The organism is Streptomyces sp. DF42, from assembly GCF_058267695.1.
The window spans coordinates 9,762,932-9,784,715 of record NZ_CM177859.1; the positions used below are offsets into that span (position 1 = coordinate 9,762,932).

The window sequence follows — 21,784 nt, forward strand, 5'->3', positions numbered from 1 at the left end:
CTCAATGGACATTCGTGCCCTCGCGGTCAAAAGCGGCCAACATGGCGTTGACGACCCGCGCGGGCACGTCAGCGGCGTCGCCGACCCGCGCGAGCCGGTCGTCGCGCACCGCGACTTCGTCGGCGTGCGGCACGGCCGGGTCGACGGTGTACACATTCCCGCCGAGGACCAGGACTGGTGACGACTCCCTATGGTTCATCGGTCCTCCCTCGCGTCCACCAGGAAGCGGGTGTCACGACGAGGGCGCAGGTACAGCACCTCATAGCCGAGCGCGGCGGCGACGATCCCGGCGGTGATGACCAGGTCCACCGGAGCCGACTGGGACACGGCGTAGGCCAGGGCGATGATCACCACCACTGGAGCCAGCGGCCACAGCGGCATCTTCCAACCGGCATGCGGAGTACGACGGGCAGCGAGCGCCCCGACGGCCAGCAGCAGGTAGACGGCGGCGACAATGACGCCGGTGATCCCCAACAGGGACTCGATGTCGAAGAAGTAGGCGAACACGGCGCCGGGCAGCGCTACCGCCATCGTCGCCACGACCGGCGTGTTGAAGCGCGGATGCAGCCGGGTGAGCGCGGCGTTGACCGGAGCGGGCCACGCCTGGTCACGCCCCGACGCGTACATCACGCGGCCGTTCTGCAGCACCATCACGATGACGGCGTTGAGGATCGCCAGCGCGATGCCGGCGCTCACCGCGGCAGCGACGCCGGGGCCGGCCCAGGCCTCGACGAAGTCGGGGAAGCCCAGCACCCCCAGGTCCTTGAGTGATCCAGCGCCCACGACGACGGCGGCTGTCGGCACGATGATGACCGTCGCAGCGACGAAGATCGAGCCGAAGACCGCACGCGCCACGTCACGGCGAGGCTCGATCATCTCCTCGGCCAGGTACGACGCGGTGCCGAAGCCGTTGACGATGAGCATCGCGACGACGAGCCCGGACACCACGACGCCGAGCGTGAACGGGGAAAGCGTCCCGTCGGTCAGCGCCTCGGGCTGCACCAGCGTGCTCACTGGGCGCTTGGCGTGCGCGAAGCCGAGGTAGGCGACCACCCCGGCCGCGAGGACTTCCAGGGCGAGGAAACAGCTGGTCACGAACGCGTTCGCGCGGACGTCGAGGATGGCCGTGCAGGCGGCCAGCAGCATCACCACCGCACCGGTGGTGGCCCGATCGAGGTCGGCGATGGAGCTCAGGTAGTCCGCCGTGCCGAGCGCGATGACCGGCGGGATGATCACGAGCAGGGCGGCCGTCAGCACGAAGGTCAGCCAGCCGAGCGTGCGCCCGACCGTGTGGGTGATCATCGCGTACTCACCGCCCGAGCTCGGGGTGCGCGTGCCCAGTTCGGCGTAGCAGGCGCCTACGGCGATCGAGACCACGACGCCGAGGAGCAACGCAATGACGACGCCCGAGCCCTGCGTGGCCAGCAGCTCCGGAACGATGATGAAGAGGCTGGAGGCCGGCGTGATGCACGAGACGGTCAGCAGGATCACCGCCGTCACGCCGAGCACCGGCTTCAGCCGTCTCGACGCCCGGTCGGGAGGATCGGCGGGAGGCTCGGCGGTGATCTCGCCGGGGGGCGATGCCATAACGACTCCTCGGATTGAAAGGCTTTCAAAATGGGCCTCGCGCCAATGTGGGGCTCCCCGTGGCTAGAGTCAAGAGGTGACCAAACAAAATCTCAGGCGACACCGCCGACTCGAGCGTCCGCGCGAGCGGGTCATGGAGGAGGCGTGGGCGCTGCTCGTCGAGCGCGGCTTGGCTGACCTGAGCCTCTCCGAGCTCGGGCGGCGCCTGGACACAAGCGCCGGTCACCTCTCCTACTACTTCGGCAGTAAGAGCGGGCTGCTCCTGGAGCTGCTCCGCTGGAGCGAGGGCGAACTGGCCGAGCAGCGGGAACTTCTGCTGGAGTCCGATAGCTCGGCCGAGGAGCGGCTGCACAGCCTGTGCATGCTCAACTTCCCTCGTGCCGCCGGTGATCCCCGCTGGCTGCTCTGGGTCGAGCTGTGGCCGCGGGTGATGCACGAGCCCGCCCTGCGCGAGGCCCAACTCGAGTTCGACGCCGCCTGGCGCGCTGATATCGCCCGGATCCTCGGCGAGCTGACCGACGAAGTCGAAACGCTCACGCAGCGAGTGGTCGCCCTCATGGAGGGGCTGAGCGTGGCCCTGCTGACGGGCGACAGCACGCTCACCGTCGAACAGGCGTGGCGGCACGTGAAGGCACTGCTGCCCGCTACCGATCAGGACACGCAGCGGAGTACCTAGGTGTATGACCAGCAGCGTTGTTGACGCGGCTGATGGGTGGTTGGCCTCCGAGGGCGGTGTGGCAGCGATGGTAGTTGTAGCCGTGGAGGAAGTCTGCCAGGGCGTCGGTGCGTTCGGTGTTGCTGGTGTAGGGCCGCAGGTAGGCCCATTCGCCGAGCAGGGTGCGGTTGAAGCGTTCGACCTTGCCGATGCTCCTATAGCTGTCAAGGAAGGTCAGACTGCGGGTGCCAGATCTTTGCGGGAGGTTGGTGGCCGCCGAGCCCGAATCGGGAGCCGCGGGTCACCATCGCCGCCGCGTTCCACCGGTTCAGGGCGGTGATCCTGGCCTCCATGGCGACATCACCGGGAAAGGCCGGCTCGGCCGACGCCGGGACGGTGTTGATGTAGTCGGAGGACAGGAGCCCGGGCACGGACACGCCGGACCGGGCCGCGAACTCATGCACGCGTCGCAGCAGGTACACGGCCCGATCAGGGCCCGCCTTCCGCACGACGGCGTCGAGCGACGCCTGCCATTCGGCGGTCTCCTCGGTGTCCTGGTCGGGTAGTTGGTCGAGCTCACTCATGGCCGTTTCCTGTCAGGACGTGGGGCATGGGGCGCGGGGCGGGGACGGAGGCGTGGGGACGGGAGAGGGCGGCGTCCCACTCCCCACGGGAGGGCGCCCTCACCGTGTGACTCCGCTGATGTCTTCGTGAGGTGGCGGTGACGCAGACCCTCACACCATCTACGACAGGGCACCTGCCAACGTTGTGACACTGACGCGGTCCCGGTCTCGGTCTCGGTCTCGGTCCCGGACTTGGTCTCGATCTCGGTTCCGGTCCCTGGTGTCACAGATCCGCCGAGAGCCCGGTCAACCTGGAGACGGCCATGGCGGCCATGGCCCGGTGATCCAAGGGAGGTCAGCACAGTGTCGAACAAGGACGCAGAGCACGGCACCGGTCTGCAGACACGGCCAGAGGGATGGAAGACGGCGGTGAAGATGCTGCAGGACGCCGCACCACTCGCCATTCCCGACGGTGCCTCCGGGATGACCATCCTCGTGGAGTGGGAGCCCGGAGACCCGGGCAGCCCGCCGCACCGTCACCCCGGGCCCGCGTTCGGGTACGTGGTCGAAGGCGCGGTCCGATTCGAGCTGGAGGGCGAGCCCGAGCGCGTGGTCGAGGCCGGTGGGACGTTCTGGGAGCCGGGCGGCGACGTGATCCACTACCAGGACGGCAACGCCCTGACGGATGCGCGGACCCGATTCGTCGTGACCATGCTCTGCGCACCGGGCAAGCCCATGCTCGAACTGGTCGAGGAGGAGGAACTGTCCCGGCGGGCCCACATGCGCGCCCCGCGGCCCACCGGCTGACTGGCCGCCGTTCGCCCCGTCTGCCCTGTCCGCCCCGCCCGGCCCGTCCAAGGCGGTTGTCAACGGAGTCTGTCAGCTCCGTGGGAGGGTGCGGTGAGGCATGAGCGCCCCTGATGTCGTGTACGGCATGCTGACGGCGCTGTTCGGGGCCGCGACCGTTCACGCGCTGCGGCATGCGGTCCTGTCCTGGGGTTCCGGATGGCTCAGCCGCGGCGACCATCTCCTGCACACCGTCATGGCCTTGGCCATGGCGGTGATGCCATGGCACTGGGGCGGCGAACCGTCGCCGCAGCGGCAGACGGTCTTCTTCGCGGCCGCCGCCCTGTGGTTCCCGCTGACCGCGCTGCTCAGCCGCCGGGGGCCCGGATCCGCCGACATCGCGCGGAGGCGGCCGTACGCGGTCGGCATGGCTGCCATGGCATGGATGCCGGTGCGTCACGGCGGCTACACGGACGTACAGACCGGCGACGCGGTCACGGGCGTACTGACGCTGTGTCTCCTCGCCTGCGCCCTTCGGTCATTGACCCGGGACATGCCCGCGCTGCGCGGGGCTTCGGGCAGCCCGGGCATGTCCACCAGCATCAGCGGGCCGTGCGACCGCTTCTGGCAGGGATCGACGGCCATGGGCACGGCCATCATGCTGCTCATGCATCACTGACGCCGGCTGGTGACCGGACGGACAGCACCAGCGAGGAGTGTTCGAGGGACAACGCAGCTGACAGGACTGAGCAGTTGGCGAGTTCCGGGTAGGTGGGCACCGCTGCAAGCGGGTCGAACGGCACTGGACCTGTTGCGCGCGGGTAGCGGGCCGCCCCTGCTGCCTCGGCGCTACGGCGGTGCTACCTCAGCTGTGTTCTCCCGCCCCATTGTGTTGCGCCTTGTGCCCCTTTACTGTTCGGCTTTGCCTGAGTCTGTTTGACTCTGATTGCTCAGGCGGTAGGGAGGCCGCAGTGCGGGGTAATCGGATCGGTTCAGAAGGTGCGAGACCCGGTCGGCGCCGATGGTGGAGGGCGGCCCTCGCGACCGCAGCGACCATCGCCCTGGCCACAGGGATGACCGCGCCCGCGGCGGCGCAGGACGTCGGCGGGCAGGCACCTGCCGCCACACCTGCCGCCGGTGCGCGGACGCACACGGTGACTCTCGACGGGTACTCGTTCCTCGTCGACGGCAAGCGCACCTACCTGTGGTCCGGCGAGTTCCACTACTTCCGGCTCCCGAGTCCGGACCTGTGGCGGGACATCTTCCAGAAGATGAAGGCCGCCGGGTTCAACTCCACCTCGCTGTACTTCGACTGGGGATACCACTCGCCGAAGCCCGGCGTGTACGACTTCAGCGGGGTGCGCGACGTCGACAAGCTCCTCGACATGGCCGAGGAGGCCGGGCTCTACGTGATCGCGCGCCCGGCGCCGTACATCAACGCGGAGGTCGACAGCGGCGGCCTGCCCGGCTGGATGACGACCAAGGCCGGGCGCAACCGCAGTGACGACCCGCAGTTCCTGAAGTACGCGGATGAGTGGCTGACGCAGATCGACCGGATCATCGCCCGCCACCAACTGACCAACGGCACCGGGTCGGTCATCGCCTACCAGGTCGAGAACGAGTACTACCACGGCTCGGACGCCGGCCGCTCCTACATGAAGCACCTGAAGGACAAGGCCCGCGCCGACGGCATCACGGTCCCGCTGACCGGCAACAACAACGGCACCTTCAACTCCGGTACCGGCGCTCTTGACGTCGACGGACCGGACTCCTACCCGCAGGGCTTCGACTGCTCGAACCCCTCGAAGTGGAACGGCGTCCCCGACATCAGCTACGACCACCCGGCCGGCAAGCCGCTGTACTCGCCGGAGTTCCAGGGCGGCGCCTTCGACCCCTGGGGCGGACCGGGCTACGACAAATGCGCCCAGCTGATCAACGACCAGTTCGCCAACGTGTTCTACAAGCAGAACATAGCCGTCGGCGCCACCGCGCAGAGTTTCTACATGACCTACGGCGGCACCAACTGGGGCTGGCTGGGCATGCCGGAGAACTACACGTCGTACGACTACGGCGCAGCGATCCGCGAGAACCGCCAGCTCGATCCGAAGTACGACGAGGACAAGCTGATCGGGTACTTCACGCAGTCCGTCGCCCCCCTGACCAAGACCGAGGCGATCAGGGCCACGCCGCCGGACGACTCCGCGGTCGTCGACACCGCCCGGATGAACCCCGACACCAGGACGCAGTTCCACGTCCTGCGGCACGGGAACTCCACGTCCACCGCGGTCGACAGGACGCACATCTCGCTGGACCTCAACGCACAGCCGTCCACGGACACCACCTACACCTACGACGATCCCGACTCCGTGCTGCAGTACACCGGTTCGTGGTCGCACGTGGCGGACCAGAGCTACACCGGCGGCGACTACAAGCACACCGAGTCGTTCTCCAACAAGGCCGGTGACTCGCTCACCGTCCCCTTCGACGGCACCGCGGTCCGCTGGATCGGCTCGAAGACCAACAACCACGGCAACGCCGACGTCTACCTCGACGGCACCAAGGTGGCGACCGTCGACGACTCCGGCAGCGAGAACCAGGCCGTGATCTTCCAGAAGACGGGCCTGACGGCCGGGGCGCACACGCTGAAGATCGTCGTCGGGGGGAACCACAGCTCGGGGTCCACGGACAACTACGTGTCCATCGACGCCATCGACGTGCCGACGGGAGCCGCCGCCTCGGAGCCCACCTACCCGGTCGTGCCGCAGCAACCGGGCACCGCGATCACGCTCGACGGACGTGACGCGCACGTGATCGTGGCCAACTACCGGCTCGGGGACGCGCAGTTGCAGTACTCGACCTCGGAGATCATGACCAGCGCGACCATCGGCAACCAGGACGTCGCCGTGCTCTACGGCGACCCGGGCACCGACGGCGAAACCGTCCTTCGCTACGCATCCAAACCGACCGTGACCACCACCGGCGGCACGGCCACGACCACCTGGGACGCGGCCACCGGTGACCTGCGGCTGAACTACACCCACAAGGGCCTGACCCGCATCAGCCTCAGCGGCGGGGGACAGCGGCCGCTGCTCCTGCTCGTCGGAGACAAGGCCACGGCGAAGACCTTCTGGCGTCAGGACACGGCGAGTGGCCCGGTGCTCGTGCGCGGCACCCACCTGTTGCGGACGGCGACCGGCCTGAACGACGGCCACACCGTGGCCCTCACCGGTGACAACGCCGACGACAAGAACATCGAGGTGTTCACCTCGGCAGCCCATGTCACCTGGAACGGCAGGCAGTTGGACACTCAGGCCGCCGGCGCGGGAAGCCTCACCGGGAAGATCCCGGTGGCCGCCCCGGTACACCTGCCGACGCTGACCGACTGGAGGCACGCCGACGAATCCCCCGAAGCGGCCCCCGGGTTCGACGACTCCAGCTGGCAGGTGGCCGACAAGACGACCACCAACAGCGTCTCCGGCGTCAACTCGCTGCCGGTGCTCTACGCGGACGACTACGGTTTCCACACCGGCAACACCTGGTACCGCGGCCGCTTCCGCGCCACCGGCAAGGAGACCGGCATCCACCTGGTCTCGGACTCCGGCGGAGATGCGCAGGCGTTCTCCGCCTGGCTGGGCGGCACCTTCCTCGGCAGCTCCACCACAGGCAGTGCCGACTTCACGTTCCCGGCCGGTTCGGTGAAGTCCAAGGGCGACAACGTCATCTCCGTACTCACCGTGAACATGGGGCACGAGGAGGACTACAACTCGACCAACGGCAACAAGACCGCGCGTGGCCTGACCAGCGCATCCCTCGTCGGGGCTCCGCTGACCTCCGTCACCTGGCGGCTGCAGGGCGTACGGGGCGGCGAGGACCTGAAGGACACGGTGCGCGGCCCGCTCTCAACGGGCGGTCTGTACGGCGAGCGGGCCGGCTGGTCTCTGCCGGGCTACCCGGACGACAAGTGGAAGCGGGTGTCCCTGCCGACGACCGACAGCCGTCCCGGGGTGTCCTGGTACCGCACCGCTGCCGACCTGGACCTGCCGCACGGCCAGGACACCTCGCTCGGGCTGACGTTCACCGACGACCCGTCACGCAAATACCGTGCCACGATCTTCGTGAACGGCTGGCAGGTCGGCAACTACGTCAACTACCTCGGCCCACAGCACACCTTCCCGGTCCCCAACGGGATCCTGAACCCGAACGGCCACAACAGCATCGCCATCGCCGTGTGGAACCTGGACGGCAGCACCGGAGGGCTGGGCAAGGTCTCACTCACCGACTACGGCAGCTATGCGTCGTCCCTGCGCGTCGCGCAGAACGACAGCCCCCGCTACGATCCCCGGACGTACGCGATGCCGAAGCGTCCGGGTGCGGATGTCACCCTGGACGTCCCGGACACCGCTCAGTCAGGGCAGCCTTTCACGGCCAAGGCGACGGTGCAGGTACCGAAGGACAGGCCATCCGCCTCCGGGCTGGCGGCCTCGCTGTCCGCGCCCGACGGCTGGAACGTGAGCGCCCCGAGCCCCACGTCGGTCAAGCGCCTGCAACCCGGCCAATCGGCCACCTTCACCTGGAAAGTCGAACCGCCCGCCGGGAAGCTGCCGTCCGCCTCGGCACTCACCACCACGGTGCACTACCAGCAGGGCGGACGGCAGGCCGCCGTCGGTGACGAGCGCATCGTCGGCGGGATCCCGCCCGTTCCGTCGGCCGGGAAGAACGCCGTGAGCGACCTGCCGTTCCTGTCGTCCACCAACGGATGGGGCCCGGTCGAGCGCGACAGCAGCGTGGGGGAGCAGGCGGCCGGAGACGGCCGCCCGATCACCATCGACGGCACTGCTCACACCAAGGGCCTGGGCACCAACTCGGTCAGCGACGTTGAGCTTTACCTCGCTGGAAACTGCTCTCGGTTGACGGCAGACGTCGGCGTCGACGACGAGACGGGCGGTGCGGGAACGGTGACGTTCTCCGTGATCGCCGACGGGAAGACCTTGGTGACCACGCCGACGATCCACGGCAAACAGGCTGCGGTGCCGATCGACGTCGACGTCAGCGGCGCCCAACTGGTCGACCTCAAGGTCGGCGACGCCGGCGACGGCAACGGCAACGACCACGGTGACTGGGGGACGCCGACGCTGACCTGCGGCTAGGGACTGCCCGCAAACAGACCTCGACCAGAACAGAAACGATGCTCGACAAGACCGCCGCCTCCTACGAGGCGGCGGTCTTGTCGTCCCCGCGCCGCAGCCCTTTGACCACGGGCAGGGGGTACGTTCCGGAGGTGTCAGTTCCCGCTCTTCGACGCGGCGTTCACCCGGCCCTGGCCGCCTGGTACCCGTTGAACCGGCGGGGGAGTGCGTTTGACGGCGCGGCTGACGACGGCCGTCTCGACGTGAGTGATCCCCAGGCCGACCAGGTCGCGGGAGAGGAAGCCGTACAGGGCCGTCAGGTCCGGGAAGTACGCGGCCGCGTGCAGGTTCGACGGTCCCGACGTCGCGAACGCGCCGTGCACCGCGGGGTGGTCGGCCAGCGCCTGCCCGGCGGCGGCCAGGTGGTCGGGGGCCACCTGGAGCAGGAGCTTCGCCTCGATGGGCAGCCCGAGGTGGCGCGGATCGACCAGAACCTGGGTGATCAGGCGGCCCTGGGCGGTCAGTTGGGCGAGGCGGCGGCGCACCGTGCTCTCCGGGTGCCCGGTGTGGGCGGACAGGGCCGCCGCAGTCAGGCGTGCGTCGGGGGTGAGGGCGTCGATGAGGGACTGCTCCAGGGCATCGGTGTCGATGCCGTACGAGCCCGCAGAACCGGAAGCCGTCGCCTCGACGACCGGCTCAGCCGGGCTCAGCGCCGCACGTTCGGACGCGGTCAGCACCTGGTGACGCCACTCGGAGGTGAGTCGGAAGACGTGCAGGATCGTGGAACTCTGCACGGACGTGACGGCCTGGGTGGAGGGCAGTTGCCGGAAGACCAGCGGGTCGCGTGAACCCGGCTCGGTGCGGGCAACCGCGAAGATCTCGTCACCCGAGGTGGTGACGTCGATGAACGGGACGTCGTCGCGCGCCGCGAGCGCGGCCACGATCGTGTCGAGCTTTCCCCGCAGGACCCGGATGCGCAGGAACAGGGCCCCTGCCGAGCCCCCGTTGCGCGGTCGCGCGACCGGTGAGATCACTACGCGCACGGTGCCGTCGGCGCCCAGCGCGTGCAGGCGGCGGCGCACGGTGGCGGCGTTGAGCCCCAGCACGTGGGCCGCCCTCTCCGCCGTGATGCGGCCGTCGCACTGGAGCGCGGCCACCAGCCGCTGATCCATGAGACTCAGTACGGAATCCGCCGATGCGCGAACCATGAAAGCAAGTTTCGCTCATTCCGCCGCCGTACGGGGCTCATGTCGGGGACTGGTCCCCAAACATGGATGGCATCCACTCCGTCCCGTCCCCGCCCGTCCCGTCCCGGGTGTCCGGCCCGGACGCGAGACAGCGTCGGCGGACCCGAGCCACGAAGGAGCAACCGATGACCCGCGACCCGTACATCTGGTTCCCCGCCTGACCGCCTGCATCTCTGGGGCCCACGACGCCATGAGGCCGCAGGCTCACGGTTTCACAGCACCCGACAACAACGACGGTTCACCACGGAGGTCCATGTGCCCGCGTTCAAGCAACGAGAGAAAGTACGCTTCGCCAGCGGTGACACGTCTTGTGCCGCCTGGCACTATCCGGGGTCCAACGGCGGCTGCGTGATCATGGCCGGCGGTACCTCGGTGACGAAGGAGCCGGCCTCGGACCAGTTCGCCGCGCGGTTCAACGACGCCGGTTTCGCGGTCCTGGCCTTCGACCACCGACGGTTCGGGGAGAGCGGGGGAGCGCCGCGCCAGATCGTCAGTTTCGATGAGCAGGTCGCCGACTGGCACGCCGCGATCGAGTACGCATCCGGTCTGCCGGACGTCGACCCGGACAGGATCTCGGTCTGGGGCTTCTCGCTCGCGGGCGGCCACCTCTTCCGTGTCGCGGCCGACCACCCGGAACTTGCCTGCGCGATCGCGCAGACCCCACTGGTCGATGGCCGCGCGGTCGCTCCCCACGCACTGCGCTCCATGACGCCCCTCGCGGCGCTACGTCTGTTCGGCCGAGGCGTTGCGGACGCGCTCGGGGGCCTCGCCGGGCGTCAGCCGCTGCTGGTCCCGACCGCCGGACCGCGCGGCGCGGTGGCCTCGCTCACCACGCTTGACGCCATGGACGGCGACCGGGCCCTCGATCCCGACCGACGCCACACGAACTGGGAGCAGACAGTCGCCGCACGGATCGCCCTGCGGATCGGCGGGTACCGGCCCGGCCGCCATGCCTCCCGGATCCGGTGCCCCCTGCTGGTCGTCGTCTGCGACCAGGACCAGAGCGTGCTCCCCGGCCCCGCCGTCCGGGCCGCCCGCAACGCACCTCGGTCCGAAGTAATTCACCTGACGGGCCGTCACTACGCCCCGTTCCTCGAGTCGCACGAACAGGCCGTCGCGGCGGAGATCTCCTTCCTGGTGAAGCATCTGGATCCCGCGATCCCGGACGAGCCGAAATCACCCGCTCGGTCAACCTGACCACGGGACGTTCTACTCCCAACCGCCGTCACCTGAAGCGCCCGAGGGAACTCCCGCCGCTGAGTCTGTCTTGTCTTTTAACCTCTGTTGGCGTTGTGCTGAGGGCGGTTTCCCCCCGGCGTCCACTCCGCCGACGACGGCAACTCGACCGCCGTCCTGATGGGCGGCGGTGCACAGACTCAGCTGGCCAAGGTGCCCTGGTGGAAGTACATCCGCCAGCCCGTCTCGGTCAGCCGCCACAAAGAACTCCGCCATACCCGGCGGCCTTGGTTATCGGCGAAGTACGTCAGATGAACGATGCCGGGGGCAAGAACGACTCCGGACACGTCACTGACCCTGACCGGAGACTCGGGGGAGATGCTGCCGCCACTCGTCACAGTGAGTATCGACTTCACGTCCCACCAGCGTCCGGAAGCCCCGATCTCGGTGAACTCCGGGTCCAGGAGCTCCAGGACCCGGGCCGGGGAAGCTCGCACCTCAGGATCGAGAAGCCGCATCTCTCCGTCGATAGCCGCCTGCACGGCCTGCTCTCGCTCGTCACCCGCCATGCAGGAACCTTACGAACACGGCACCGCAGGGAACAGCGATTTGTTCACGCGCCCCACGGCAGCTCGGTGGTGCGCTCGGAACTCGGCTCCGGCCCAGGTCTTGGGGAGCGAGCGTGAGCGTCACGGGGCAGGCTGCTTCGCGACAGCGGGAGCGCCGAGCCGCGCGCCTTCGGCATAGGCGCCCGCCCGGGCAGGGTGAGGCCGGCGATGACGGCGTCGCGGTCAATGCCTGTGGTGACCGTGTGCCGACTGGGCAGGTCGTCCAAGCGAACGGCATCGAGCCGCTCTGGGAGGCGTTCACTCTGGCGCTCGGTGAGCATCTGGAAGAAGTTCGTGGCTCTGGTCGCCATCCGCTGGGCGCCGAACACGGCGGGCTCCGCGACCGAGAGCCGATCTGCCGCGACCAGGTCGAAGCGTCGAACGCCGCTGCTCTCGAAATCCTCGCCTACGGCGGCCGTCCCGGCCGCCACCGTGGGCGCCGACGGTGGCAGCCGCTCGCAGAGGGTCCGAGTCGACAATCGCCGCCGTCCGGCTGCAAGCGTAGACTTTTCCCAAAATCGTCGTTTTTGTTCGTTTGACCGTGCACTTCTGGCGAGAGCGTAGCCCGAACCGTCGGATCCGGCGTCCGATCTGCCCGGAGGGGTCCGCAGCGAGTGGCCGTCTGCCGACCTGGGAGAGCGCGGGCGGATCACGTAGGCGCCAGGAGGAGCATTTCTCGATGACCCGGCCCGATGACCCGCGCACCGCGGCGGCCCGGATGTTCGCCGAGGCCGGCGCGTTCGGCGAACTCCTGGCCGGGATCGAGTGGGCGGTGACACCGCTCGGGCCCCCCGAATCCTGGCCGGGGCCCCTGGTGGACAGCCTGCGCCTCATGCTCACCTCTGAGCACGGGATGGCTCTGTACTGGGGCGCCGAATTCGTCACGCTGTACAACCTGGGCGCCGCACCCATTCCCGGCGCCAAACACCCCTGGGCGCTAGGCAAACCCTACAAGGAGGTGTTCCCCGAGGTCTGGGCCCCCGTGAGTTCCCACTTCCACTATGTGACCGACACCCGCAAGCCCCTGCTGATCCCGGATGAGCCGCTCATCATGGAGCGCCACGGCTTTCTGGAACAGTGCTACTTCGACTCCTCCTTCCAGCCCGTGCTGCTGGACGACGGCACCGCCGGTGGCGTGCTGCAGATCCTCACCGAGACCACCGGCCGGGTACTGGGCGAGCGCCGGCTGCGCCTGCTGAGCGAGACCGGCGCCCGCACCGCCGGGCTGCCCACCCCGGACGAGGTCGCCCGCGTCGTCGCGGAGGTGCTGGGCTCCTATCCCGAGGAGATCCCGTTCCTGGGCCTGTACCTGGCCTCCGAGCCGGGGGCGCTGCGGCTGGCGGCCTCCGCCGGGCTCGGGGCGGCGCCCGAGGCCGTCTCGCTGGGTGCGGCCGACAGGTCGGAGGTCGTGGCCCGGCTGGCGCAGGTGCTCGCCGACGGTGCCCCTGCCATGCTGCAGGCCGCCGCGCTCACCGGCGGCAAAACGGCCGGGCAGCACGCCGCGGCCTCCCGGCTCCCGGTCGAGCAGGCGCTGGCTCTGGCGCTGGACTGTACGGGCCGGGTGGAGGGCGTCATGGTGGTGGGCGTCAATCCCAGCTTCCCGCCGGCCGGGGCCTACCGGGACTTTTTGGAGGTGCTCGCCGCCGCCGTGGCCGGGGCGCTGACGGCTGCGCTCGCCCACGACGAGCAGCGCCGGCGGGCGGAGGCACTGGCCGAGCTGGACCGGGCCAAGACCACCTTCTTCGCCAACGTCAGCCATGAGTTGCGCACCCCGCTCACCCTGCTCCTGGGCCCGCTCCAGCAGGCCCTGGCCGACGAGGACCGGCCCGAGCGGCGCGAGCGGCTTGAGCTCGCCGAGCGCGGCGCCCTGCGCCTGCTGAAGCAGGTCAACACCCTCCTGGAGGTCGCCAGAGCCGAGGCCGGGCAGATACGCCCGGCCCCCGAGCCGGTCGACCTCGCCGTTGCCACGGCCGAGCTGGCAGGGGTTTTCCGCTCCGCCTTCGAGGCGGCCGGGCTGACGCTGGAGGTGGACTGCCCGCCGCTGTCCAAGCCGGTGTCCCTGGACCGGGAGATGTGGGAGAAGATCATCCTCAACCTCCTCAGCAACGCCCTCAAGTTCACCTTCGCCGGCGGCGCCCGGGTACAGGTGGCCGAGGTCGGCGACCGGGCCCGGTTGACCGTGACCGACACCGGCACCGGCATCTCCGCGGACGAGCTGCCGCGCCTGTTCGAGCGCTTCCACCGGGTCCGCGGCGCCCGCTCCCGCTCCCACGAGGGCAGCGGCCTCGGCCTGGTGCTGGTGAAGGACCTGGTGGAAGCGCACGGCGGCACCGTCGGCGTGGACAGCCGGCTCGGCCGGGGCACCACCGTCACCGTGGACCTCCCCTTCGCCGCCGCCCACCGGCCCCGCCCGGCCCCTCCCGCCACCGACGCCGGATCACCCGGGGAAACCCTCAGGGAAGGAGGTGGCGGCCGGTCAGACCGCGCCGCGGCCTATGTGGACGAGGCGCTGGGCTGGCTGGCGGCTGATCCTGCACCCGACGCGGCCACCCCCACGGCGCGCACCCCGCACGCCCCCGTGAACCACGATGCCCCCCGCGGCCCCGGGCCGCACGAAACCGACCGCCCCCACCGGGCCCGCCTGCTGGTCGTTGACGACAACTCCGACATGCGTGCCTACCTCACCCAGCTCCTGGAGCCCGACTACGACGTGCTGCTCGCCGCCGACGGCCGGGCCGCCCTGGAGATGGCCCTGGCGCAGCCGGTGGAGCTGGTGCTCAGCGACGTGATGATGCCCCGCATGGACGGCTTCGAGCTGGTCCGGGCGCTGCGCGCCGACCCGCGCACCGCCCGCCTGCCCATCGTCCTGCTCACCGCCCGCGCCGGCGAGGAGGAAACCGTGATGGGCCGACAGGCCGGCGCAGACGATTACCTGGCCAAACCCTTCTCCGCGCGCCAACTGCTGTCGCGCGTCCGCACCGGGTTGGAGGTGTCCCGGCTGCGTGAACAGGTCCTGACCGAGACCCGCAACCAGCTGGCCGTGCTGGCCTCCCTGGCCGACGCGGGCCTGCGGCTGTCCGCCACCCTCGACCCGGACCGGATATTGCAGACCGCCGGACAGATCTTGCTGCCCGACTTCGCCGACCAGATCAGCATCCACCTCACCGCTGCAAAACCCGCCCCGGCGCAGTCGCCCCCGTCATACCTCGCAGGCACCCCCCTTCTTGCCCGCGAGGCCCTGGCCACCGCCGCCAACCACGCGATCAACAGCACCGCCCCGGCCCCAGCCGGCCCGCACTCGCCGCCCGCCGCCGTGCTGGCCCTGCCGCTGCACGCCCATGACCAGACGCTGGGGGCCCTGGTACTGGTCCGGCACACCGACTACTCCGCGGTCGAACAGAAGTATCTGGAGAACCTCGCCCACCGCCTGGCCCTGGCCTACGACAACGCCACCAGGTACCACAACGAGCGCCGCCTCGCCCTGACCCTGCAGCGCGCCCTGCTGCCCCACCGCCTGCCCCAGGTGCCCGGCGTGCGCCTGGCCACTCGTTACCGGGCCAGCAACCGCGGCGCCGAGGTCGGCGGCGACTGGTACGACGTCCTCGCACTGCCCGACGGCGCCGTGGGACTGGCCATCGGCGACGTCATGGGCCACGACGTGGAAGCCGCCACCATGATGGGCCAACTCCGCTCCGCCCTGCACAGCCTCGCGCTGGAGGGCGCCGGCCCGGCCCAGGTGCTGACGAGGCTGGACGCCTACCTGCAGTCGCTCGCCACCGAACGCTTCGCCACCTGCCTCTACGCGGTCTACGACCCACACCGCCACCGCCTGCGCTACGCCGCCAGCGGGCACCTGCCGCCCCTGCTGGTAGCCGCCGACACCGCCTACCTGGAGCTGCCCCCGGCGCTGCCGCTGGGACTGGGCAGCACCCCAGTCGACCGCGAGGTGGCGTTCCCGCCCGGCACCAGCCTGCTGCTGTACACCGATGGCCTGGTGGAAAACCGGGCGCTGTCCCTGGACAGCTGCCTGGCGGCCCTGTGCCAGACCTGCGACGCGCTGCCCGCCGCCGCCCGCACCGACCCCCAGCAGATCGCCGAACGAGCCCTGGAGCTGCTGAACACCCCCGACCGGGTCGACGACGACGCCGCCCTGCTCGCCGCCACCGCCGCACCACCGTGTCGAACGGGCGACCCGCAGGCTGACGAAAGTGCCATACCACCGACCGCTACTGCTCCGGGATGAAATCCGCCAACTCCAGCTGCCGGAGCCGTACTTCACGTACCGACAACGACAGCTACGGACCCCAACCAGCGCATGGGGACGGCCATGGCCCGGGGGCGAGGGCGGTGAAGGCTGCGGTGACCACGAACACGGCGGCAACCGCCCGCTCGCGCAGACGCATGTGCACTTCTCGGTCGACGGTCGGTCAGTGACGTTCGGCGGCCGGCGCGCTGCTCGGACAGGCCCCGTCACGCCATCACAGGGACCACAGGGACCACAGGGAGCGCCCCCCAGTCTGGCTCAGAAGACGGCGTGGCATGTCACCGAATGGTCCAGAAATGGCCCGTGGAGCTGGACGGCAGCCAGAGGACGGTCCGCTCGTAGGTCTCGCTTGAAGCCTTGCGGGTCGCGTCCCGCGTCGTGGTGTAGGGGATCAAGCGGTTCGCGTTCCGGTACGAGGCTCCAGGGGATCTTCGCCAGGTCCGCGGTCCACGAGGCGCCCTGCTGGGGCGAGTTGAGCGCCCGGCTGCACGGAGCCACCGCCGCCGGCCTGCGGATTCCGGCGAATTGATCGGCTACACCACCTGGCGGGACGCCACCGCCTTGCGCTTGCGGGCCGGCCCCTTTCCAGTAGCCGCGTCACCGCGGCGCCAGCCCTGCAGCCAAGAAACTGCAGGCGGGCGGCTTCTGGGCAACTTTCGGGGTGTCTCGCGCGTCAAATGTGCATGAAATCCAAGGGCAGGGTGTTCGGGGCAGTGCCGGCTACCGTGCTGCTGGCCCTGGCGCCCTGCGCAGCCGCCGTGGCCGACGGTCCGTCTGAGACACCGTCACCCCTGCCGACGCGGGCATACGCGACGATCGAGTCGGAAAAACAGCTCAACGTGGGGTCGGCGGCGCAGTCGGCCTATGTGAGCTGGATGTTCTGGAACGGCGGAGCACAGGTGCCCGTACCCACGAACGACACGCTCGTGATCGACGCACGTGACCTGACGGGCATCGCGAGCGTCGCTGTCGACGACCCGAGATGCAAGGCCGAAGGGCAGGTCATCACCTGCGTCAACTCGGATTCCGCACAGAGCAGTTTGGTCCATTTCACCGTGCGTGAGGACGCGGACGCGAGGCTCGGCGACAGCGGCACGATCAAGTACTCTCTCACCGCGGACAGGGCCACCGGCGCCACCGCGAACGCCAAGGTGGTCGTCGGCATTCCGAACCTGGTCGTCGGCAAGGTTCCTGATGTGTCTCACGCCAAGATCGGTTCCCGGATCGCTCTCCCGCTTCAGCTCCGCAACAGTGGGGATCTGACCACCGACCGGCGCGTCATGGTGCAGTGGGAATCGGAGGGCGGTCTGGCCTTCGACCAAAAGTTCTCCAACTGCGCCTACGGCGTAGGGGACGACGCGGTTGAACCGGGCGGCCACACATCCGTCACCTGTATCTTCACGGCGCCCGTGCCCGCCGGGGCCACCGTTGAGCTGAGCAGCCCCCTGAGCGCCACCGTCGGCAAGCGTGTCCTGAACGCCGTGACCGACTACTCGGCCACACTCCTCAGGCCGAACGTGCAACCCGGCGGCGGCAGTGAGCTGGGCACCGGACCCCCACTCACCCTGGTCCCGGCCTCCGGGTCGGGAAGCGGATTCGAGACCGGTGCCAAGGGCCAGTTCACCGTGTCGGCGGACAACTTCGCGGATCTCAAGGCCAAGGCCACGACGAAGCCGGGCCGCAAGGCGGGTGAATGGAGCCTCGAACTCAACGCCGTCAACCAGGGCCCGGCCTCCGTGTACAACATCACCGGCAAGGCCGTCGCCCTGGTCGACGTCCTCCTGCCCAAGGGCACCGTCGTGACCGGCAACGCTTTCGAGGAGGGCGAGGACACCCCGTACGGCCAGTGCCTGGTCCGGGTCAGCAGTACCAGGACGGCGCCTTTCGAGGCGGGGCACCGGCATTACGTGTGCCCCGTGCCGTTCGGTGTCGCCGCCGGCAAGAGCCAGCTGTTCGTGCTGTGGGGGAAGACTGCCAAGGGGTACGACGGCGCCAAGGGTACGGCGAGCGTGCGTCCCGGCCCCGCCGGCATCCCCCTCCATGACCCGGACGCCTCCAACGACACCGTCACCTTCTCCTTCGGCGCGTCGACCACACCGACCGCGACGGCGTTGTCCGACGGCATCCTGGCCGCCACGGGCGCGGGTCGGACGGCACTCATCGCCACCGCGGCCGGCTGCGCCGCACTGCTGGGCGGTGCGGTCCTCGTCGTCCGTCGGCGCAGGCGTGCGCACTGAACGCCGGGCAGGCGTTCGGCGTTTGGCCAGTCTCCGGCCTCTTCCCGGTACCGCGCCATCGTCATCAGCAGTTTCGGAGCAGAGGCGTCACCGGTGTCGGCAACGCGCTCGCTCAGCAGGACGGCGTGGCGGTAGGGGGCGCGATGCACGGATGGTGAACGAGGCTGTCAGGTCGTCGGGGGCGGTGAGGTCGGTGAGGGCTGCTTCCCAGAACGAGGCGGGTGGGCACAGGGCGCGGCGGGTGAGCCGGCCGTGGGGCTGGAGGTAGTCGGCGAGACTCACCACACCGGGCAGTGCGCCCGTGCCGGCGGGCAGGGGCACGTCCGACAGGGGCACGGCGACCTGCCTGATGGGGGTGCGGTCGTAGGCGAGCGCGCGGGTGAACCAGCCGGAGGCAGCGTCAGCGTCAGTGTCGGGATGGGAGTCGGGGGAGTCTGGCGTCGGTACAGCGGTCAGGGTCTGTCCGGCGCCGATCGGCCACCCGCACCAGACCCGACAACCGCGCAGCACCTCAGCCGGGCGACGGGCAGAGTCGTCCATCTGAGCGAAAACGCCCGGCGCCGCGGCGCCGTAAGGCACGGGGTCCCGGAGACCCTGGCAAGCATGGCTCTGACGGTTCGATCGGCTGGGCCGGAATACTGAGGAGCTGTGATGAGGCGCATCCGCCTGGCTAATGTTGCGTGTACCGCTGCCTTTGTGGCGCTCGCCGTCGGAGCGAGTGGCTGCTCCAGCGGTGGTGGTTCGTCGTCAGCTACGCCGTCGAGCGAGGCCTCGAGCGCTGCTTCTGGCTACGGCAAAAGCCCCTCCGCACCAGCGAGCAGCGCCTCGGCCGGTGCGCAGGCCACGGTCAAGACCGCCACGGCCGGCAAGCTCGGCACGATCCTGGTCGATGCGAAGGGCCGGACCCTGTACCTGTTCGAGGCCGACAAATCGACGCAGTCGACCTGCAACGGTTCGTGCGCCGCGGCCTGGCCGCCGCTGCTTACGTCCGGTACACCGGCGGCGGGCGGCTCGGCCAAGTCAGGACTGCTGGGTACGACGAAGCGGTCCGACGGCAAGACCCAGGTCACCTATCACGGACATCCGTTGTACGGGTATGCCGGAGACTCCAAGCCGGGCGACACGAACGGCCAGGGCCTCAACCAGTTCGGCGCCCCGTGGTACGTGCTCGACGTGAGCGGCCAGAAGGTGGATTTGAGCTGACCACCGCCGAATTCGCGGCCGGACAGAGGATGCGATGATGCCAGCAGACCACCCTACTTCTGGGCGGCAGTCCGCCGGGGCCGCCGCTGCGCTGGTGCTGAGCGCCTCCGTGGCCGTGGCGGTGGCGATCTGGGTGACCGGGCGTCACCACAGCCCTGAGTACGGGATGGGACTGTTCGGCGCCCACGGCACCGGCGCGGTCGACCTCAAGGCCCAACTCGGAAGCGCCCTGTTCGGCCTTGCTCTCGTCCAACTCCTACTGGCTTTGTGGATGTACCGCCGCCTCCCCGGCCTGCCGGCGGCGGCTCGCTCGGTCCATACCGGGCACCGACTGGTGGGGTGGGTCGCTTTCCTGCTGTCGCTGCCCATCACCTACCACTGCCTCAGCACGTACGGTGTGGAGACCACAAGCACACGAGTCTTCCTGCACTCTGTTGCCGGCTGCGCGCTGTACGGCGCGTTCGTCGCCAAGGTACTCGTGGTGCGCAGCCGCCGACTGCCGGGCTGGATGCTCCCAGTCGCCGGCAGCGTCCTGGTCAGCCTCGTCGGACTGCTGTGGTACTCCGGCGCGCTGTGGGCTCTCAATGGGTTCGATGCTCCCGGGCTGTGAGGGTCGCAGGAAAATCACCCATCAGTTCACGTACCGACCACTGGGAAGACAGCGACTGCGGTGGCCGGAAGAGAGCGGGCCAACCGTACGCACCGCAGGGTATGGGTCCGGGGCGGGGGCGCCGACCGGGCCGCCCGTGAGGAACACGGCTGGTCCACCGTGTATGACTCACCGTGCGCATGACCCTTGCTGCGCAAGGTGATGGCGCTGCCCGACCCGCAGCCCCGCACACCGCGCGTGCTGGCTGGGCGTGGACGACTTCGCCACCCGCCGCGGGCGGACCGACTCCACTGTCGTGACCTGCGGAGAGACCCATCGCGTAGTGGAAGTGCTCCGCACCGTCGCGGACCGACACGCGTCTCGGGACCGCCGGCCATGTAGCGGCCGATCACCCGGGCGTGGGGATCGTCTGTCGGGACCGGGCGGGCGCCTGTGCCGAGGGTGCGCGGCTCGGCGCTCCCGCGGCCATCCAGGTCGCCGTCAGGTTCCACCTGTGGCCGGGGCATCGGCCGAGCTGTGGAAACGTGTGTCGCCGCCCACCGCGGATGCCTGAATGGAGTGGCCAGGGTGCGGTAGGGGTGCCACCACAGGCGCGACAACCGCCGCGAGCCGTGCCCCCGATGCGGCAATGTCCCTTCGGGCCTGCGCTGCGCTGCGCTACACGCGCGCGCCGTGCACGTGTCGCGGCTCGGCCAGCAGACCGTAGATGACCAGCACGGACACCAGCATCGTGAACAGAGACCAGAACGGGTAGACCGGAAGGAAGATCATCTGACCGACGAGACAGAGCGCTGCCAGACAGACGCCCGTCAGCCGCGCCGCTCTGGAGCCCACGAGCACGCCGAGACCCGCCAGGGCCATCACGATGCCGATGGCGACCCAGATCCAGCCCCAAGCCGTGTAGTTGAAGATGAGCAGCCGGTTTCCTCCGGAGTAGACGGTCGAGTAGTAGCCGTGATTGAAGATCGCCACAAATCCGTTGAGCAGGTTGAAGAGGGCGCTGACCATCAGCAGGATTCCGGCGAAGGCCACCCAGTGCGATCGCTCCATCGGAGGCACGACAGCGTCTGGTGGAAAGGTTTGTTGCTGCATGGGATCCATGAGAGGCAGTGCCACCGCAGCCCGCAATCGGTAGTGGCCCATGAGTGTTGCGCGGCCGCCTGCGCTCTCGGGGGGCCGACTCGTGGGTACCGCGGGCCGATGGCCCTGTCGTCGGCTCCTAGAGGCGCTCGTACCCCGCAGCTCGTCGTGCGCCGCGCAGGCGCAGGCGTTGCGCAAGCCGAAGACGACGGTCACGTCCCTAACAGGCGCACACTGAGCGGGGCACGTCCGACGCACCGTAACCAGGCCCCGGGGGGCCATGGTGCCTGGGCAATTTGCTCGCTGAGACGGGAGTGCGGGTACGTCGAGGCGGGCGGCATGTTGATACGGATCCAGGCCCCCTGATCCGCAATGGAGCAGCGCCTGTGGCTCTGACCAGCCGATCTTGCGATGGCGGGCGTTGGCCTCCGACGAGAGGTCACGAGCTGCGGACCGCGACCGCGCCCCTGGCACTCAGCCGCCCCGCGGCCCGGCTGCGTCCCGCTCGGTGGCGGGGTCAGCCTGAGCGTGAAGACGTAGTAGCCCACGACCGCCTCGATCACCAGCGGCATGACGGTAAGCCCCTCTTGGCCCAGCAGCAGGGTGGCCGGCACACAGCGGATTCCCCTTCCAAGGCGCAGA

16 protein-coding genes and 2 pseudogenes are annotated in these 21,784 nt (G+C 69.5%); 9 read left to right on the forward strand and 9 right to left on the reverse strand.

Annotated elements, in window-relative coordinates; genetic code table 11:
• Position 1 precedes the first annotated feature (1 nt).
• The gene (locus tag ACYUED_RS44940; protein ID WP_491290144.1) at positions 2 to 199 is read right to left on the reverse strand and encodes a hypothetical protein; all 198 of its coding nucleotides are present in this window, start codon (positions 197 to 199) and stop codon (positions 2 to 4) included.
• The gene (locus ACYUED_RS44945) at positions 196 to 1,587 is read right to left on the reverse strand and encodes an APC family permease (RefSeq protein ID WP_491290145.1); all 1,392 of its coding nucleotides are present in this window, start codon (positions 1,585 to 1,587) and stop codon (positions 196 to 198) included. Before ACYUED_RS44945 ends, ACYUED_RS44940 begins: the two co-directional genes overlap by 4 nt.
• 76 nt (positions 1,588 to 1,663) lie before the next feature.
• Here ACYUED_RS44945 and ACYUED_RS44950 point away from each other — a divergent pair, with 76 nt between their 5' ends.
• Positions 1,664 to 2,263, forward strand: a complete 600-nt coding sequence (locus tag ACYUED_RS44950) for a TetR/AcrR family transcriptional regulator (RefSeq protein WP_491290146.1) — start codon at positions 1,664 to 1,666, stop codon at positions 2,261 to 2,263.
• Here the strand turns inward: ACYUED_RS44950 and ACYUED_RS44955 are convergent.
• Both ACYUED_RS44955 and ACYUED_RS44960 read right to left on the reverse strand, forming a co-directional pair.
• Positions 2,232 to 2,450, reverse strand: a pseudogene (locus ACYUED_RS44955) (integrase core domain-containing protein); the annotation flags it as partial. The gene ACYUED_RS44950 and the pseudogene ACYUED_RS44955 sit on opposite strands and share 32 nt — an antisense overlap.
• A gap of 61 nt (positions 2,451 to 2,511) precedes the next feature.
• Positions 2,512 to 2,906, reverse strand: a pseudogene (locus tag ACYUED_RS44960) (pyruvate dehydrogenase (acetyl-transferring), homodimeric type); the annotation flags it as partial.
• 334 nt (positions 2,907 to 3,240) lie between these two features.
• Between ACYUED_RS44960 and ACYUED_RS44965 the strand changes: the two are divergent.
• The 3 genes from ACYUED_RS44965 (at position 3,241) to ACYUED_RS44975 (ending at position 8,738) form a co-directional block, all read left to right on the forward strand.
• Positions 3,241 to 3,612 (forward strand): cupin domain-containing protein, encoded by a 372-nt coding sequence (locus ACYUED_RS44965; RefSeq protein WP_491294736.1) that lies wholly within the window; start codon positions 3,241 to 3,243, stop codon positions 3,610 to 3,612.
• A gap of 100 nt (positions 3,613 to 3,712) precedes the next feature.
• A complete protein-coding gene (locus ACYUED_RS44970; protein ID WP_491290147.1) occupies positions 3,713 to 4,270 on the forward strand; it encodes a DUF5134 domain-containing protein in 558 nt (185 codons plus the stop codon).
• Positions 4,271 to 4,562: 292 nt separating this feature from the next.
• A complete protein-coding gene (locus tag ACYUED_RS44975; RefSeq protein WP_491290148.1) occupies positions 4,563 to 8,738 on the forward strand; it encodes a beta-galactosidase in 4,176 nt (1,391 codons plus the stop codon).
• Positions 8,739 to 8,872: 134 nt separating this feature from the next.
• Here ACYUED_RS44975 and ACYUED_RS44980 read toward each other — a convergent pair whose 3' ends face one another.
• Positions 8,873 to 9,889, reverse strand: coding sequence for an Lrp/AsnC family transcriptional regulator (locus ACYUED_RS44980; RefSeq protein WP_491290149.1), 1,017 nt, complete (start codon positions 9,887 to 9,889; stop codon positions 8,873 to 8,875).
• Between the two features lie 429 nt (positions 9,890 to 10,318).
• Here ACYUED_RS44980 and ACYUED_RS44985 point away from each other — a divergent pair, with 429 nt between their 5' ends.
• The gene (locus ACYUED_RS44985) at positions 10,319 to 11,161 is read left to right on the forward strand and encodes an alpha/beta hydrolase (RefSeq protein WP_491290150.1); all 843 of its coding nucleotides are present in this window, start codon (positions 10,319 to 10,321) and stop codon (positions 11,159 to 11,161) included.
• 179 nt (positions 11,162 to 11,340) lie between these two features.
• Here ACYUED_RS44985 and ACYUED_RS44990 read toward each other — a convergent pair whose 3' ends face one another.
• Together ACYUED_RS44990 and ACYUED_RS44995 are read right to left on the reverse strand one after the other, a co-directional pair.
• Positions 11,341 to 11,709, reverse strand: coding sequence for a nuclear transport factor 2 family protein (locus tag ACYUED_RS44990; RefSeq protein WP_491290151.1), 369 nt, complete (start codon positions 11,707 to 11,709; stop codon positions 11,341 to 11,343).
• A gap of 44 nt (positions 11,710 to 11,753) precedes the next feature.
• Positions 11,754 to 12,227 carry a hypothetical protein gene (locus ACYUED_RS44995; protein ID WP_491290152.1) on the reverse strand — a complete coding sequence of 158 codons (474 nt, stop codon included), beginning with the start codon at positions 12,225 to 12,227 and terminating at the stop codon, positions 11,754 to 11,756.
• 200 nt (positions 12,228 to 12,427) lie between these two features.
• On the opposite strand from ACYUED_RS44995, the gene ACYUED_RS45000 reads away from it, so the two are divergent.
• Positions 12,428 to 15,991: a SpoIIE family protein phosphatase gene (locus ACYUED_RS45000; protein WP_491290153.1), complete on the forward strand. Its 3,564-nt coding sequence runs from the start codon at positions 12,428 to 12,430 to the stop codon at positions 15,989 to 15,991.
• Positions 15,992 to 16,725: 734 nt separating this feature from the next.
• Positions 16,726 to 18,249: an LPXTG cell wall anchor domain-containing protein gene (locus tag ACYUED_RS45005; RefSeq protein WP_491290154.1), complete on the forward strand. Its 1,524-nt coding sequence runs from the start codon at positions 16,726 to 16,728 to the stop codon at positions 18,247 to 18,249.
• A gap of 87 nt (positions 18,250 to 18,336) precedes the next feature.
• Here the strand turns inward: ACYUED_RS45005 and ACYUED_RS45010 are convergent, their stop codons facing one another.
• Positions 18,337 to 18,789 carry a hypothetical protein gene (locus ACYUED_RS45010; protein WP_491290155.1) on the reverse strand — a complete coding sequence of 151 codons (453 nt, stop codon included), beginning with the start codon at positions 18,787 to 18,789 and terminating at the stop codon, positions 18,337 to 18,339.
• A gap of 111 nt (positions 18,790 to 18,900) precedes the next feature.
• Here ACYUED_RS45010 and ACYUED_RS45015 point away from each other — a divergent pair, with 111 nt between their 5' ends.
• Both ACYUED_RS45015 and ACYUED_RS45020 read left to right on the forward strand, forming a co-directional pair.
• Entirely contained in the window at positions 18,901 to 19,452 is a 552-nt protein-coding gene (locus tag ACYUED_RS45015) for a COG4315 family predicted lipoprotein (protein WP_491290156.1), read from the forward strand.
• A gap of 34 nt (positions 19,453 to 19,486) precedes the next feature.
• Positions 19,487 to 20,062, forward strand: a complete 576-nt coding sequence (locus ACYUED_RS45020; RefSeq protein ID WP_491290157.1) for a DUF6529 family protein — start codon at positions 19,487 to 19,489, stop codon at positions 20,060 to 20,062.
• Positions 20,063 to 20,719: 657 nt separating this feature from the next.
• Here ACYUED_RS45020 and ACYUED_RS45025 read toward each other — a convergent pair.
• Positions 20,720 to 21,112 carry a DUF7144 family membrane protein gene (locus tag ACYUED_RS45025; RefSeq protein ID WP_491290158.1) on the reverse strand — a complete coding sequence of 131 codons (393 nt, stop codon included), beginning with the start codon at positions 21,110 to 21,112 and terminating at the stop codon, positions 20,720 to 20,722.
• Positions 21,113 to 21,784: the final 672 nt, after the last annotated feature.